Source organism: Allobosea sp. R86505 (assembly GCF_042466375.1).
GTDB lineage: Bacteria > Pseudomonadota > Alphaproteobacteria > Rhizobiales > Beijerinckiaceae > Allobosea.
Genome location: NZ_JAXHPY010000001.1, coordinates 1428659 through 1442961, shown reverse-complemented (window position 1 = coordinate 1442961; position 14303 = coordinate 1428659). Strand labels below are relative to the sequence as shown.

The following is a 14303-nucleotide window of genomic DNA, read 5'->3' as shown; positions in this document are numbered from 1 at the left end:
ACGTCTTCGCCTCACGCGATGCGGCCGAGCCCCGTCCGGGGCAGTGTTCTAGGCGCGTCCGCGCGCGCTCGCCTGCGGCCTGACGCGCTGATCCAGGAAATTGCGCAGCTCGGTGACGCGGCGCGCATCATCGAGCACCTCGGCGTCGAGCCCATGGGCCCAGGCGAGGTCCTGGCGGCTCTTGTCGGCGTCGAGCGCGCGCAGCTCCGACAGCCAGGTTTCCGCGTCCGCCTCGTCCTTCCGGAACCCCTCCTCGATCAGAACCGGCACCATGCGGCCCAGGATCGAGGCGACCTGGCGCAGCGGAAATTCGGGATGGTACTGCACGCCCCAGAACACCCCGCCCTCATGGCGGATCTCGGCCGCCTGGACCTGGCTATAGGCGTTCGAGGCCAGAATCGTCGTGCCGTGCGGCGGCTGGACGACCGTGTCGAGATGGATCGCCGGCGCATCGAACGCTGCGGGGCGTCCGGCCAGCAGCGGATGTGTCCGGCCGGGCTCGCTCGGCGCGATCCTGCGCGCGAAGCCGACCTCACGCCCCCTGGGGTTGGCCGTCACCGTGCCACCCGCCGCGACCGCGCCCATCTGAATGCCCCAGCAGGAGCCGAAGCAGGGCGTGCCGCTGGCGTAGATCGCGCGCATCAGCTCGATCTGACGCGTCACCGCCGGCTCGATCTGATAGATGTGGAGCGCCGAACCGGTCAGGAAGATGCCGTCATAGGACTGCAGGCCGGCGCCATCCGGCAGATTGGCGCCCTCGTCGGCCGGCAGGCAGATGTCGGTCACCACGCCGGGCTCGATCGCGGCGATCTCGGCGGCATAGGCCTCCGCCGGCTGGGCGCCATAGCCCGCCGCGTGGTTCTCGCGCTGCGCGCGGGTATTGCCGTCGACGAAGAGCAGGCGGAGCGGGCGACGGACGACATCGAGCATGGGAGAAGCCGCGGGTGATGGGGAGAGAGGGATGCGCCGGGCGCCGGGCGCCACTGCGCCTCATCCCACATGACGCGAACCGCGCGCAAGGCTATTGCAGGAGCCCGTTTCCCGATCGGTTGACCGCTTGCCCGCGAACCAGACCCTCAAGCAGCGCCTCTGGGGCAATGCCTATCTGCTGCTGACCCTGACCACCCTGATGTGGGGCGGCAATGCGGTGGCCGGTCGCCTCGCGGTCGACGCCATCTCGCCGATGGCGCTGACCTCGCTGCGCTGGGTCGTGGTCTGCGCGGTGATGCCGGTGCTGCTGCGCCACCAGATCAGGGCGCATTGGCCGGTTCTCAAGGCCCACTGGAAATTCATCGTCGCGATGGGCACCGTCGGCTTCACCGCCTTCAACGCGCTGATGTATCTCGCCGCCTATTCGACGACGGCGATCAATATCGGCATTCTCCAGGGCTCGATCCCCGTCTTCGTGCTGATCGGCGCCTTCATCGCCTACCGCACGCCGATCGGACCCGTGCAGGCGCTCGGCGTCCTCGTCACGCTGCTCGGCGTCGCCGTCGTAGCCAGCCGCGGCGACATTGCGGTGCTCCGGCAGTTCGCCTTCGCGCCGGGCGATCTCTTCATGATCGTCGCCTGCACCTTCTATGCAGGCTACACGGTGGCGATTCGCTCGCGGCCGCAGGTGCCGGGCCTCGTCTTCTTCTCGGCGCTGGCCATGGTGGCCTGCCTGGTCTCGCTGCCGCTGCTGGCGATCGAGGTCGCGCAGGGCGCCTTCACGGTGAAGGCGCCGCAGGGCTGGCTGATCCTTCTCTATGTCGCGATCGGCCCCTCGATCCTGTCGCAGCTCTTCTTCATGCGCGCCGTCGAGCTGATCGGGCCGGGCCGCGCCGGCGTCTTCGTCAATCTGGTCCCCGTCTTCGCGCCGATCCTCGCCGTGCTGATCCTCGGCGAGCAGCTCGCGCTCTATCACGGCGTCGCGCTGCTGCTCGTGCTCGGCGGCATCTTCATCGCCGAGCGGCTGGCCAAGCGCGCCTAGCGCAGCGCTAAGACCGCCAGCCGCGCTACGGCGGCATGGGCCGCCTCGCGCTGCTTTGCATCCGCTGTCGAGCCGGCGAGATAGACCGCGATGGCGAAGACCCGCCCGTTCGGCAGGTTCACGAGGCCGATGTCGTTCGTCGCGTGGTTGATGCAGTCCATGGTCAGCCCGGAGCCGGTCTCATGGGCGAAGCGCGCTCCCTTCGGCAGGCCGGCACGGATGCGGTCGGGGCCCGATTTCGTTTCCAGTGTGATCCTGTCGATCAGCGCGCTGTGCGCCGGCTCGCGCAGCCAGTTGCCCTTGGCCTGCGCCTCGACGAAGGCGACGCTGGCCTCGGGCGTGGCGCTGTCGCGCGGGTCCTTCAGGGCAGCCTGGAGGGCAGCCATGCGTTTCGCCGGATCAAGCGCGGACAGCCTGGCGCGATAGGCGGGTTCGTCGATGACGTCAGACCAGCCGAATCCGGCTAAGCCGAAGACCTCCGGCTGGAACTGCCGCTCATAGCGGTCGACGGAAATGCCGGTGATGCCGCCGGCCTTCAGCATGGCGGTCACCGCCTGCGGTCCGCCGATGGCGCGCATCAGGATGTCGGCGGCGGTGTTGTCGCTCTCGCCGGCGGCGAGCGCGATCAGCTCCCGCACCGGATAGGCGTTGGCCTCGCCCTTGAACGCCTTGGCGAGCGGGCTGTGATAGAGCGAGAACTCGCTGCGCCGGATGGTGATCGGCTCGTCGAGCCTGAGCTTGCCCGCTTCGACCGCCTGCAGCGCCGCAATGGCCAGCGGCCATTTGAACACGCTCTGCATCGGGAAGCGCTCGCTGCCGCGATGCGACCAGAGCGACCGGTCCTTCAGATCGAGCAGGGCGACGCCGAGCCGGCCCTTGGCCTCCCGCTCGATCGCAACGATCTCACGCGACAGCCTCGCCTTGTCCCAGTCGGCGAGAGCCGGTGCCGGCGCGAGCAGGGGCGCCGCAGTGGCGCAGGCGAGCATGGCGGTCGTGATGAAGCGAGGCATCGGCGTCTCCCGTGAGCGGCGCGCACGGAAGACGGCGAATGGGGCGCGGGTTTGTCGGACCGGCGGCGGGGTTTAGCTCGCCTGCTTGACCGCGATGCCCTTGTCCGCGAGCAGCGCCTGCAACTCGCCGGCCTGGAACATCTCGCGGGTGATGTCGCAGCCGCCGATGAACTCGCCCTTGACGTAGAGCTGCGGGATCGTCGGCCAGTTGGAATAGGCCTTGATGCCCTCGCGGATCTCCTGGTCCTCGAGCACGTTCACCCCTTTGAACGGCACACCGACATAGGACAGGATCTGCACGACCTGGCCCGAGAAGCCGCACATCGGGAATTGCGGCGTGCCCTTCATGAAGAGCACCACATCGGCGGACTTCACCTCGGCATCGATGCGGGCGTTGGTGTCGGACATGAGCGTATCTCCGGAGTTCAGTTCTGGCTCGCCAGAGCGTCCTGCTCGTTGAGGCGATGCACGATGCGAAGAATTTCGTTGGTCTGGGTCAGAATACGGTTTTCGAGCAGGACGACATCGCTCTTGATCTCCCCGATATCTCGCCTGACCTCGCCGATGTCGCGCTCCAGCCGTCCGAGGCGAACATCGTGCCGCCCGAGCGTCTCGATGACGTGATCGAGCTTCCGGTCCATGCCGCGCAGGAGAACGAGCGTATGATTGGCGACAGTCGGATCGGGCTCGGCCATGGCGGCTGCTCCAGGGTTCGCCTCAAATATCAGGCGTCACCGTCGTCAGCGCAAGGGCGTGCAGGACCCCACCCATGTTCCCCTGCAGGGCGGCGTAGACCATCTGGTGCTGCTGCACCCGGGTCTTGCCCTTGAAGGCGGCCGAGGTTACGGTCGCGGCGTAATGGTCGCCGTCGCCGGCGAGATCCTTGATCTCGACGATCGCATCCGGCAGCGCCGCCTTGATCATCGCCTCGATGTCGTGGGCATCCATCGCCATGGCGGTTCTCCTCAGGCGGCCTTGCCGGCCATATAGGCCGGCAGCCAGGTCTCGTGGGCGCTCTTCATCTCGGAGACGGCTACAGGGGTCTCGCCGGCCAGCGCCAGCGCAGCGCCGCCGGTTCGACCGAGCACAGCAACCGGCACACCGGCCGCCGCGATCTCGGCCCGCACCGCCTCGGCCGAAGCAGCCGGTACGGTGACGAGATAACGCGCCTGATCCTCGCCGAAGAGCACGGCGTGCGCCGGCCCCGCCGGCAGCATCTCGATGGTCGCGCCGATCCCGCCGGCCATCGCCATCTCCGCCAGCGCGACGGCGAGCCCGCCATCCGACAGGTCGTGGCAGGCGCTGACGCGCCCGGCCGTGATCAGGCCGCGCACGACATCGCCATTGCGGCGCTCGACAGCAAGATCGACCGGCGGCGGCGCACCCTCCTCGCGGCCGCAGACGGTCGCCAGATAAGCCGACTGGCCGAGCCAGCCCGTGGTCTCGCCGATCAGCAGGATCGCCTCGCCCTCCGCCTTGAAGGCGACGGTCGCGTGCTTCGTCACGTCGGCGAGAACGCCGACGCCGCCGATGGTCGGGGTCGGCAGGATCGAGACGCCATTGGTCTCGTTGTAGAGCGAGACGTTGCCGGAGACGACGGGGAAGTCGAGCGCGCGGCAAGCCTCGCCGATGCCCTTGATGCAGCCGACGAGCTGGCCCATCACCTCGGGCCGCTCCGGATTGCCGAAGTTCAGATTGTCGGTGACCGCGAGCGGTGTCGCCCCGGTCGCGGTCAAGTTGCGCCAGGCTTCCGCCACCGCCTGCTTGCCGCCCTCGAAGGGATCGGCCTCGCAATAGCGCGGGGTGACGTCGGCGGTCATGGCCAGCCCCTTCGGCCCGTCCTCGATCCGGATCAGCCCGGCATCGCCGCCCGGCGTCACCACCGAATTGCCGAGGATCAGCGTGTCATACTGCTCCCAGACCCAGCGCTTCGAGCACAGATCCGGCGAGCCGATCAGCTTGAGCAGGGCCTTGGCATTGGCCATCGGCGGCTCGACGCTCTCGGGCGCGATGCGCTGCTTCGGCGGGGTCTCGATCCAGGGCCGGTCATATTCGGGCGCCTCGTCGCCGAGCTCCTTGATCGGGAGATCGGCCATGGTCTCGCCCTGGTGCTTCACGACGAAGCGCAGATCGTCGGTCGTGTGGCCGACGACGGCGAAGTCCAGCCCCCATTTCTTGAAGATGGCCTCGGCCGGCTCCTCATGGCCCGGCTTGATCACCATGAGCATGCGCTCCTGGCTCTCCGACAGCATCATCTCGTAGGCGCTCATGCCCTCCTCGCGGCAGGGCACCGCGTCGAGATTGAGCTCGACGCCGAGATCGCCCTTGGCGCCCATCTCGACGGCCGAGCAGGTCAGGCCCGCCGCGCCCATGTCCTGGATCGCATCGACATGGCCCGCCGCCATGATCTCGAGGCAGGCCTCGAGCAGCAGCTTCTCGGCGAAGGGATCGCCGACCTGCACGGTCGGGCGCTTTTCCTCGGCGCCCTCGCCGAAGGCGGCCGAGGCCATGGTCGCGCCGTGGATGCCGTCGCGGCCGGTCTTGGATCCCAGATAGACGATCGCCTTACCGACGCCCGAGGCCTTGGCGTAGAAGATCTCGTCGGCCCGCGCGATGCCGACCGCCATCGCATTGACGAGAATGTTGCCGTCATAGCGGCTGTGGAAGCCGGTCAGACCGCCGACATTGGGCACGCCGAAGGAATTGCCGTAGCCGCCGACGCCGGCCACCACGCCCGAGACGAGATGGCGCGTGCGCGGATGGTCCGGCGAACCGAAGCGCAGCGCATCGAGCACCGCGATCGGCCGCGCGCCCATGGTGAAGACGTCGCGCAGGATGCCGCCCACGCCCGTCGTCGCGCCCTGATAGGGCTCGATGAAGGAGGGGTGGTTGTGGCTCTCCATCTTGAAGACGATGGCGAGGCCGTCGCCGATGTCGATGACGCCGGCATTCTCGCCCGGCCCCTGGATCACCCAGGGCGCCTTGGTCGGCAGCGTCTTGAGATGGATCTTCGAGGATTTGTACGAGCAGTGCTCGTTCCACATCGCCGAGACGATGCCGAGTTCGGTGATCGAGGGCTCGCGCCCGATCAGATGCAGGAAGCGCTGGTACTCGTCGGGCTTCAGGCCGTGTTCGGCGACGAGCTGCGGCGTGATCTTGATGTCGTTGGGAATCACGGGGCGAGGGTTCCTGCCGTTCCGGCCGCGCGGCCAGTTTCGATGCGCGCGGCATAACCCGACTGACGGGCAGAGACAACGCATTCCCGCCGCATCGGCCTCTTCGCGGCCGGCTGGCACGCGATCTGCGCTTGTCCCGTCGGCACGGAGCGGACCGTGCCACGGAGGAACAGTCGATGTCGCTTTTGTCCCGTTTCAGGAAAGACGCGTCCGGCAATGTTGCGATCCTGTTCGGAATCGTCGCCCTGCCGATGATCGGCATCGCGGGCGCGAGCGTCGATTACGCGCGCGCCAGCTCGGCCCGGGCGAGCCTCAACGTCGCCGTCGATTCGGCCGCGCTGATGGTCGCCCGCGACGCCAGCAAGCTCACCGACGCCGAGCTCCGGACCCGCGCCGAGGCCCTGATCCGTGCCAATCTCGCCGGCAATTCCGATGCGCGGCTGGGAACCTACACCGTCTCGGTCGACCGCGCGGCGCGCACCGTCAGCGTCACAGCCGACACGACGGTGGAGACCAGCATCACCCGCGTGATCGGTTTCGACACCATTCCCGTCTCCTCCAGCGCCCAGGCTGCCTGGGGGACGAACACGGTCGAACTCGCGCTCGTGCTCGACAACACCGGCTCGATGGCCTCGTCCAGCAAGATGACCGAGTTGAAGAAGGCCTCGCTCGACCTGCTCAATATCCTGAAGGACGCGGCGACCACGCCCGACCAGATCCGCGTCTCGATCGTGCCCTTCGCGACGCAGGTGCGACTGCCGACGACCTACAAGGACTCGCCCTGGCTGCGCTACGACTTGACCCGCACGACCGGCAGCGGCCGGAGCCGGACGACCGATACCATCACCAAGGCAACCTGGCAGGGCTGCGTCAGCGACCGCGACAAGGCCTACGACGTCAGCGATGCCAGCGCCGTCTCCGGCGTCAACGCCACACTCTATCCGGCGGATTTCTGCGCCTACGCCTCGCTGACGCCGATCCGGCCGCTGACCAGCGACTGGACCGCGCTGGAGAGCACCGTCAACGCCATGACGCCGGTGGGCAACACCAATGTCACGATCGGCGCCGCCTGGGGCATGGCGAGCCTCAGCCAGGGCGCGCCGCTGCCGGAGGCCGCCGCCTCCACGACGCCGCGGCTGACCAAGTACATGATCCTGCTGACCGACGGCGACAACACGCAGAACCGCTTCGGCGACAACCAGACCACGATGGACCAGCGCACCGAGGCTGCCTGCACGAATGCCAAGGCGACGGGCATCAAGATCTATTCGATCCGCGTCATCAACGGGAACAGCAGCCTGCTGCGCGGCTGCGCCAGCGAGCCCGCGATGTTCTTCGAGGTCTCCAATGCGTCCCAGCTCACCCCGATCTTCCAGCAGATCGCCCGCGAGATCAGCCAGATCCGCCTGACGATGTGAGGCCTTCGAGCGCCGCGCGCAGATCGGCCGGGATCGGCACCGGGCGCTGCGTCGCCCGGTCGACATAGACATGGGTGAAGCGGCCCTGCGCCGCCGCCCGCTCCCCGCCCTGGCGGAACACGCCGATCCGGTAGGTGACGGAGCTGGTGCCCAGCCGCTCGACGCCGAGGCCGAGTTCGACGGTCTCCGGGAAGGCGACGCTCTCGAAATAGCTGCAGGTCGTCTCGACGACGAGGCCGACCGTGGCGCTGCCGGCGATGTCGAGGAAGCCGCGCTCGATGAGCCAGGCGTTCACCGCCGTGTCGAACCAGGCATAATAGACCACGTTGTTGACGTGGCCGTAGACGTCGTTGTCGTGCCAGCGCGTCGGGATCGCGCGGAAGACGCCGAAGGCCGCGCGCGCGAGCCGTTCCTGTCTGCCGCTCATGGCAATCCCCCCGCTCTTACCCGCCAGCCTTGTCGCCGGCGCCGATCTCCGGCACGCCGAGCGCATCGGCCAGCCGCGCCTTGGCCGAGCCCGGCCGCAGCGGCTTCTGCTGGCTTTCATGCGGCGCCCATCCCGAAAGCCAGACGATCTCGAAGGTCGCCCGCAGCCGCCCGTCGGCGTCCGCATGGCGCTCGGCATAGAGGGCCGCAGCCCGCATCAGCGTGTCCCTGCGCAGGCCCGTCCGGCGGCGGGCCGTGAGCGCATTGCCCCAGCCCAGCGCACGCAGATCGCGCAGCAGCCCAAAGACGTCGCGATAGCGCACGGTCACGACCTCGCTGTCGACGACCGGCAGCGCAAAACCCGCCCGCTGCAGCAGGCTGCCGAGATCGCGCAGATCAGCAAAGGGCGCGATCCGCGGGCTGGCGCCGCCCGCGGTCTCCGCTTCGGCTTCCAGCAGCACCTGCCGCAGTTCGTGGAGCGTGCGGCCGCCGAGCAGGCAGCCGGTGAACAGCCCGTCGGGCCGCAACGCCCGCCGGATCTGGATCAGCGCCCCCGGCAGGTCGTTGACGCCCTGCAGCGCGAGCAGCGAGGCACAGAGATCGAGGCTCGCTGCGGCAAGAGGCAGGCGTTCGAGATCGCCGACCAGCTCGCTCCGGCAACCCGGCGCCTCCGCCATGTGAAAAACCGAATCCGCCTTGCCCGCGAGCACGGGCACCGCCAGCGGCAGGGGCGAGCCGAGATCGGCCGCCCGCTCGAAACGGCGCAGCACCGCCGCCAGACGCTCCTCGAGATCCTCCGTGGCCCGCCGCAGCAGGAAATCCGGATAACCGGCCGCCAGCGCCCGTGTCAGCCGCCGCCGGCCCAGCGCCCGGTCGAAGACGCGGGCTGCATCGCTCATGCGTCGCGTCCCGGCCCGGGGCGTCTCACAGACGGTCCAGCAGCCGCTCGAGCTCCTGGCGGAACTGCGGCCCGAGATCCTGGCGGTCGAGCGCATAGGCAACGTTGGCCGCCAGGAAGCCGAGCTTCGAGCCGGTGTCGTAGATGTCGCCGTCGAAACGCACGGCATGGAAAGGCTCCAGCCGCGACAGCGCGATCATCGAATCGGTCAACTGGATCTCGCCGCCCGCGCCGGGCTCCTGGTTGGCGAGCAGGTTGAAGATCGTCGGCTGCAGGATGTAGCGGCCGGTGATGTGCAGGTTCGACGGAGCCGTTCCCTTGGCCGGCTTCTCGACCATCTTGGTGACCTTCGAGACCTTGGCCTCGCGCTTCTCGACGCCGACAATGCCGTATTGATGAGTCTGGTCGTCGGGCACCGGCGCCACGGCGATGTGGTTGCCGCCATGCTTGTTGTAGGCGTCGATCAGTTCGGCCAGGCAGCCCTTGCCATGGGTGTGGTGCAGCATGTCCGGCAGCAGCAGCGCGAAGGGCTCGTCGTCGCCGATGATGTCGCGCGCGCACCAGACGGCATGGCCCAGCCCCAGCGGCTGCTGCTGGCGGGTGAAGCTCGTCGCACCCGCGAGCGGCAGATCAGCCGCCAGCGCCTCGATCTCGGCGGTCTTGTTACGGCGACGCAGGGTGTCCTCGAGTTCGTAGGCGAAGTCGAAATGATCCTCGATCACCGCCTTGTTGCGGCCGGTGATGAAGACGAAATGCTCGATGCCGGCGGCGCGGGCCTCGTCCACCACATGCTGGAGGGCGGGCCGGTCGACCACCGTCAGCATCTCCTTGGGGATCGCCTTGGTCGCAGGAAGAAAGCGAGTGCCGAGACCGGCGACGGGAAAGACGGCCTTGCGGATGCGTTTCGACATGGAAGGTCCATTTGGCGCCCGGCCTGGCGTGGCTGCGGCGGTGCGGGTTGAAAGGCGGCCTGCTCACGGCTTGTACGAAGCCGGTCACATCGTAGTAGAAGCAGAATGTGCTTGCGAGACCGTGAACGCCTGTTGCGTGGGGCGGTTCCTGCCGGCGGAAGGTGACGACGGGCGATGGCGGTACTTGTTTCGGGCGGAGCCGGCTATATCGGCAGCCACATGGTTCTGGAACTGCTCGACCGTGGCGAGAGCGTGGTCGTTCTGGACAATCTCTCGACCGGCTTCTGGTGGGCGGTGCCGAAGGAGGTGCCGCTGATCCAGGGCGACATCGCCGACCAGGACCTCTTCGCGCGCCTCATCGCCGAGCACGGCATCACCGAGATCGCCCATTTCGCCGCGAAGATCGTCGTCCCGGAATCCGTCGCCGACCCGCTGGGCTACTATCTGAACAACACGGTGAAGACCCGCGCCCTGCTGGAGAGCGCGGTGCGCGGCGGCGTCCGCCGCATCATCTTCTCGTCAACCGCGGCGGTCTATGGCGAACCCGCGGTCAGCCCCGTGCCGGAGGAGATCGACCTCCACCCGATCAACCCCTATGGCCGCTCGAAGCTGATGAGCGAGTGGATGCTCGCCGACACGGCGAAGGCGCATGGGCTGGCCTATGTCGTGCTGCGCTATTTCAACGTCGCCGGCGCCGACCCGCGCGGCCGCTCCGGCCAGTCCTCGCCAAATGCGACGCATCTGATCAAGGTGGCGGGCCAGGCCGCCCTCGGGCAGCGCGACGGCCTCGAGGTCTTCGGCACCGACTATCCGACGCCGGACGGCACCTGCATCCGCGACTACATCCACGTCACCGACCTCGCCCGGGCCCATATCGCCGCGCTCGAGCATCTGCGCGGTGGCGGCGGCAGCCTGACCCTCAACTGCGGCTATGGCCGGGGCTATTCGGTGAAAGAGGTGGTCGAGGTCGTCAAGAAGGTCTCGGGCGTCGACTTTCCGGTGACGCTCTCGGGCCGCCGCGCCGGCGATCCGGCCGCCCTCGTCGCCAGGGCCGACCGGATCCGCAGCGAACTCGGCTGGCAGCCGGAGCATGACGACCTCGAGGAGATCGTCCGCCAGGCCCTGGCCTGGGAGGAGAAGCTGAAGACCCGCAACGCGGTGTAAGCGCGCCGGCCTCAGCCCGCCAAGGCCAGATCGGCCGGATCGCGCACCGCCATCACGGTCAGGCGGCGCCGCTCGGCCGTCCGCGTCACCCAGTCGATCGACTTGCCGGCGGCCATGCCGATCAGCGCGACGCCGACCGGGGTCATCACCGAGATCCGGCCGGCATCGACATCGGCCTCCTCGGGCCGCACGAGCGTGATCGTGCTCTCCTTGCCGGAGACCTCGTTACGGAAGGTGACGCCGCTGCCGATGCGCACATGCTCGGCCGAATGCCGCCCTTGCGGGAGGATGCGGGCGCGGTCGAGCTCGCGGCCCAGTTCGGCCGCGAGATCGGCCAGGCGCTCGCCGGCGCCCTCGACGGCGCGGCTGAGCAGGAGATGGTCTTCGGCGGTGAGCACGATGGCGGGACGCGCGGCGCGCTTGGTGGCCTGGGTCATGACGAATCCTGAAGGTTGCCGGGCGGTCGGCGGAAGCGATCGATCGCGCCCGCGGCGACGGCCGGAAGGAAGACTGAAACGGAAGCGGCGGTGCCGCTCGGCGCGATGGCGGCCCCGAACCCGGAGCGCGCAGCGCAGCGGGCGCGGGGCTAGTGGCCCGCGATGAAGGGACCCGAACGGCGAAGGCCGCAGCAGAAGCTGAAGGGGCTGATCATGCGCGCGAGGCTCAGCCATGGCGTCTGCTTTGTCAAATCGGCGGGCCCGGCGGCAAGTTCGTCCGCCATTGCCGATGACTTTAACCTTTGGTTAATCTTGTTCGGGCGCTCTGAAGCAGCCCGTCCCTCCCCTCGATCCGAGTGTTCCATGCGCCTGTCCGTCATCGCCGCAACGGCCCTGATCAGCCTGGCGCCCGCCTTCGCCCAGTCCACGGGCTCGATCGGCAGCTCGGCCGCCCGCACGCGCGAGGCTCCGCCGACCCCGGCGGCCCGCCCGGCCCAGGGCGACTTCGCCGCGTTCCTGCAGCGGCTCTGGCCGCTGGCCCAGGCCCGGGGCGTCTCGCGAGCGACCTTCGACCTCGCCTTCCGCGGCATGACGCCGGACCCCGCCATTGCGGCTTTGACCCGAAAGCAGTCCGAGTTCACCGCCCCGATCTGGGGCTATCTCAACAGCGCGGTGGGCGGCACGCGCATTCCACGCGGCCGCGATGCGGCCGCCGGGAACGCCGGGCTCCTCGCCCAGGTCGAGGCGCGCTACGGCGTGCCGCGCGAGATCGTGCTCGGCGTCTGGGGCATGGAAACCAATTACGGCTCGTTCAAGGGCGACAAGGACACGATCCGCTCGCTCGCGACGCTGGCCCATCTGCGCTATCGCGGCGACTTCTTCCGCGACGAACTCCTGACCGCGCTCGAACTGATCGAGGAAGGTCATGTCGAGCGCCGCGAACTGCGCGGCTCCTGGGCCGGCGCCATGGGCCACACCCAGTTCATGCCGTCGAGCTACCGCAAATACGCGGTCGACCACACCGGCGACGGCCATGCCGACATCTGGACCTCGACCGCCGACGCACTCGCCTCCACCGCCAATTATCTCAAGGGCCATGGTTGGGTCCCGGGGCTGCCCTGGGGTCTCGAGGTCACGCTGCCGGACGGCTTCGACCACAGGCTGAACCGGGCGAGCTTCGCGCAGCTCTCCTCCGCCGGGGTGCGCAAAGCCGATGGCGGGCGGCTCCCCTCCTCCGGCGAGGGGCGGCTGTTCTATCCCGCCGGCCATCGCGGCCCTGTGATGCTGCTCACCGCGAATTTCGACGTCATCAAGAAATACAACTCGTCGGACGCCTATGCGCTCGCCGTCGGCTATCTCGGCGACCGCATCATGGGCCGCCCCGCCATCCAGGCGGACTGGCCGGTCCAGGCGCCGCGCCTCGACAAATCGGGCATCCAGGACCTGCAGCGCCGCCTGAAGGCGCTCGGCCTCTACAACCACGACGCCGACGGGCGCATCGGGACCGGCACCCGCGAGGCCGTTCGCCAGTACCAGCTCCGCCAGGGCGAGATCGCCGATGGCTGGCCGACGCCGGCCCTGCTGGCGCGGCTGCGCACGGCCCGCTGACGGGCGCACCGTCTTCCGCTATGATGGCGGCGCCCCGCACAGGGGCGCGGATCGAGAGCCCGATGCGTTTGCGCGCCCTCTTCACGATGCTGGCGGCCGCCGGCCTGCTGATTTTGACCGGCGGGCTGCCGTCGCTCGCGCAGCAGGCGCGCCAGCCGCAACCGCAGCCGCAGCAGCGCAGCCTGTTCCAGCTCTTCTGGCAGCAGCCCCAGCAGCCCCAGGCGGTCCAGCGGCAGCGCCAGCGCGTCGCGCCGGTGGTCCGGCGCCGCCCGGCCGCGCCCGTCGTCGTCCGCGACGATCCCGTCATCCCCAAGGTCGACGTCGCCCACCACATCCTCGTCATCGGCGACTCGCTCGCCAACCTGCTGGCCGACGGGCTGGAGGAGGCGATCGAGGACCGGCCCGATCTTGCCGTGATCGCCAAGGCGAAGCCGGATTCCGGCCTCGTCCGCAACGACTTCCACGACTGGCCCAGGGTCGCGACCGAACTCGTCGCGGCCGATGCCAAGATCGGGCTGGGCGTCATGATGGTCGGCCTCAACGACCGGCAGGCGATCCGCGAGGGCGACACCGTCCACGAGCCGCTCAGCCCGCGCTGGCTCGAACTCTACCGCGAGCGCATCAATGCCGTCGCGCAGGTCTTTGCGGCGCGGCGGATCCCGTTGATCTGGGTGGGGGCGCCCCCGGTGCAGAACGCCAGGCTCTCGGCCGATCTGGTGACCTTCAACGAGCAGTACCGCCAGCAGGTCGAGCGCGCCGGCGGGCAATATGTCGATCTATGGGGCGCTTTCGTCGATGCGGAGAACCGCTACGCCGCCATGGGCCCAGACGTCTCCGGCCAGCCCGCGCGGCTGCGGCTCGGCGACGGCATCCACTTCACCGCGGTCGGCGCCCGCAAGGCGGCCCATTTCGTCGATGTGCTCGTGCGCCGGATGTTCGAGCCGGGTACCGAGGGCAGCGTGATCGCCCTGCCAGTCTCGCCAGAGACCGGAGCCCCGATCAATCCTGAGCTTCAGCCCGGCGGCATCGAGCGCCTGATCGACCAGATGGTCGCGGGCCTGCCCGTGATCAGCCTGCCCGCCGCGCTTCAGGCCAAGCCGGCGGCCGGGCCGATCCTGCCGCTGACCGGCACGGCGGGGCCCGGCGAGCAGGCGCTGCTGGTCTCGATCCCCGAGGCGCGCGGCCGCGGCGAGATCGCCGGCCAGCTCGACCGCATCTTCGGCGAGGGTGTGCTGCCCGAGCCCAAGCCGGGCCGCATGGACGATCACCGCTGGCCGCGGTGA

At 69.0% G+C, this 14303-nt stretch carries 15 protein-coding genes; 5 read left to right on the top strand and 10 right to left on the bottom strand.

Going from position 1 to position 14303, the window contains the following annotated elements; genetic code table 11:
• Nucleotides 1-48: 48 nt before the first annotated feature.
• Entirely contained in the window at nt 49-930 is an 882-nt protein-coding gene (locus tag SJY11_RS06920) for a type 1 glutamine amidotransferase (protein WP_376985881.1), read from the bottom strand.
• Nucleotides 931-1057: 127 nt separating this feature from the next.
• Here SJY11_RS06920 and SJY11_RS06915 point away from each other — a divergent pair, with 127 nt between their 5' ends.
• Nucleotides 1058-1972 (top strand): DMT family transporter, encoded by a 915-nt coding sequence (locus SJY11_RS06915; protein WP_376985880.1) that lies wholly within the window; start codon nt 1058-1060, stop codon nt 1970-1972.
• Here SJY11_RS06915 and bla read toward each other — a convergent pair.
• The 5 genes from bla to purL all read right to left on the bottom strand — a co-directional run bounded on the left by bla (nt 1969) and on the right by purL (nt 6158).
• A complete protein-coding gene (gene bla, locus SJY11_RS06910) occupies nt 1969-2982 on the bottom strand; it encodes a class A beta-lactamase (protein WP_376985879.1) in 1014 nt (337 codons plus the stop codon). The two genes, SJY11_RS06915 and bla, sit on opposite strands and share 4 nt — an antisense overlap.
• A gap of 72 nt (nt 2983-3054) precedes the next feature.
• On the bottom strand, nt 3055-3390 hold the full coding sequence (gene grxD / locus SJY11_RS06905) for a Grx4 family monothiol glutaredoxin (RefSeq protein ID WP_326911661.1): 336 nt from the start codon (nt 3388-3390) through the stop codon (nt 3055-3057).
• Nucleotides 3391-3407: 17 nt separating this feature from the next.
• Entirely contained in the window at nt 3408-3677 is a 270-nt protein-coding gene (locus tag SJY11_RS06900; protein ID WP_376985878.1) for a hypothetical protein, read from the bottom strand.
• A 22-nt stretch (nt 3678-3699) separates the two neighbouring features.
• Nucleotides 3700-3936: a BolA family protein gene (locus SJY11_RS06895; RefSeq protein ID WP_376985877.1), complete on the bottom strand. Its 237-nt coding sequence runs from the start codon at nt 3934-3936 to the stop codon at nt 3700-3702.
• Between the two features lie 11 nt (nt 3937-3947).
• Nucleotides 3948-6158, bottom strand: coding sequence for a phosphoribosylformylglycinamidine synthase subunit PurL (gene purL, locus SJY11_RS06890; RefSeq protein ID WP_376985876.1), 2211 nt, complete (start codon nt 6156-6158; stop codon nt 3948-3950).
• Between the two features lie 176 nt (nt 6159-6334).
• Between purL and SJY11_RS06885 the strand changes: the two genes are divergently transcribed.
• Nucleotides 6335-7576: a TadE/TadG family type IV pilus assembly protein gene (locus tag SJY11_RS06885; RefSeq protein ID WP_376985875.1), complete on the top strand. Its 1242-nt coding sequence runs from the start codon at nt 6335-6337 to the stop codon at nt 7574-7576.
• Here SJY11_RS06885 and SJY11_RS06880 read toward each other — a convergent pair.
• From SJY11_RS06880 to SJY11_RS06870, 3 genes are read right to left on the bottom strand one after another with little or no spacing between them, the layout of a single operon-like run.
• The gene (locus tag SJY11_RS06880; protein ID WP_376985874.1) at nt 7551-8003 is read right to left on the bottom strand and encodes an acyl-CoA thioesterase; all 453 of its coding nucleotides are present in this window, start codon (nt 8001-8003) and stop codon (nt 7551-7553) included. The two genes, SJY11_RS06885 and SJY11_RS06880, sit on opposite strands and share 26 nt — an antisense overlap.
• Nucleotides 8004-8019: 16 nt before the next feature.
• Nucleotides 8020-8901 (bottom strand): methyltransferase domain-containing protein, encoded by an 882-nt coding sequence (locus SJY11_RS06875; protein ID WP_376985873.1) that lies wholly within the window; start codon nt 8899-8901, stop codon nt 8020-8022.
• A 25-nt stretch (nt 8902-8926) separates the two neighbouring features.
• Nucleotides 8927-9811: a UTP--glucose-1-phosphate uridylyltransferase gene (locus tag SJY11_RS06870; protein ID WP_376985872.1), complete on the bottom strand. Its 885-nt coding sequence runs from the start codon at nt 9809-9811 to the stop codon at nt 8927-8929.
• A gap of 174 nt (nt 9812-9985) precedes the next feature.
• Here SJY11_RS06870 and galE point away from each other — a divergent pair, with 174 nt between their 5' ends.
• On the top strand, nt 9986-10975 hold the full coding sequence (gene galE, locus SJY11_RS06865; RefSeq protein WP_376985871.1) for a UDP-glucose 4-epimerase GalE: 990 nt from the start codon (nt 9986-9988) through the stop codon (nt 10973-10975).
• Between the two features lie 11 nt (nt 10976-10986).
• Here galE and rnk read toward each other — a convergent pair whose 3' ends face one another.
• Nucleotides 10987-11412 (bottom strand): nucleoside diphosphate kinase regulator, encoded by a 426-nt coding sequence (gene rnk, locus SJY11_RS06860; protein ID WP_376985870.1) that lies wholly within the window; start codon nt 11410-11412, stop codon nt 10987-10989.
• Nucleotides 11413-11775: 363 nt separating this feature from the next.
• Between rnk and SJY11_RS06855 the strand changes: the two genes are divergently transcribed.
• Nucleotides 11776-13020 carry a lytic murein transglycosylase gene (locus SJY11_RS06855; protein ID WP_376985869.1) on the top strand — a complete coding sequence of 415 codons (1245 nt, stop codon included), beginning with the start codon at nt 11776-11778 and terminating at the stop codon, nt 13018-13020.
• 62 nt (nt 13021-13082) lie between these two features.
• Nucleotides 13083-14303: an SGNH/GDSL hydrolase family protein gene (locus SJY11_RS06850; RefSeq protein ID WP_376985868.1), complete on the top strand. Its 1221-nt coding sequence runs from the start codon at nt 13083-13085 to the stop codon at nt 14301-14303.

Excerpts from the sequence above, each read along its gene's own strand:
- SJY11_RS06850 (WP_376985868.1), top strand. The coding sequence starts at position 13,083 with ATGCGTTTGCGCGCCCTCTTCACGATGCTGGCGGCCGCCGGCCTGCTG.
- rnk (WP_376985870.1), bottom strand. The coding sequence starts at position 11,412 with ATGACCCAGGCCACCAAGCGCGCCGCGCGTCCCGCCATCGTGCTCACC.
- galE (WP_376985871.1), top strand. The coding sequence starts at position 9,986 with ATGGCGGTACTTGTTTCGGGCGGAGCCGGCTATATCGGCAGCCACATG.
- SJY11_RS06880 (WP_376985874.1), bottom strand. The coding sequence starts at position 8,003 with ATGAGCGGCAGACAGGAACGGCTCGCGCGCGCGGCCTTCGGCGTCTTC.
- grxD (WP_326911661.1), bottom strand. The coding sequence starts at position 3,390 with ATGTCCGACACCAACGCCCGCATCGATGCCGAGGTGAAGTCCGCCGAT.
- SJY11_RS06870 (WP_376985872.1), bottom strand. The coding sequence starts at position 9,811 with ATGTCGAAACGCATCCGCAAGGCCGTCTTTCCCGTCGCCGGTCTCGGC.
- SJY11_RS06855 (WP_376985869.1), top strand. The coding sequence starts at position 11,776 with ATGCGCCTGTCCGTCATCGCCGCAACGGCCCTGATCAGCCTGGCGCCC.
- SJY11_RS06900 (WP_376985878.1), bottom strand. The coding sequence starts at position 3,677 with ATGGCCGAGCCCGATCCGACTGTCGCCAATCATACGCTCGTTCTCCTG.
- SJY11_RS06875 (WP_376985873.1), bottom strand. The coding sequence starts at position 8,901 with ATGAGCGATGCAGCCCGCGTCTTCGACCGGGCGCTGGGCCGGCGGCGG.
- SJY11_RS06920 (WP_376985881.1), bottom strand. The coding sequence starts at position 930 with ATGCTCGATGTCGTCCGTCGCCCGCTCCGCCTGCTCTTCGTCGACGGC.
- bla (WP_376985879.1), bottom strand. The coding sequence starts at position 2,982 with ATGCCTCGCTTCATCACGACCGCCATGCTCGCCTGCGCCACTGCGGCG.
- SJY11_RS06885 (WP_376985875.1), top strand. The coding sequence starts at position 6,335 with ATGTCGCTTTTGTCCCGTTTCAGGAAAGACGCGTCCGGCAATGTTGCG.
- SJY11_RS06895 (WP_376985877.1), bottom strand. The coding sequence starts at position 3,936 with ATGGCGATGGATGCCCACGACATCGAGGCGATGATCAAGGCGGCGCTG.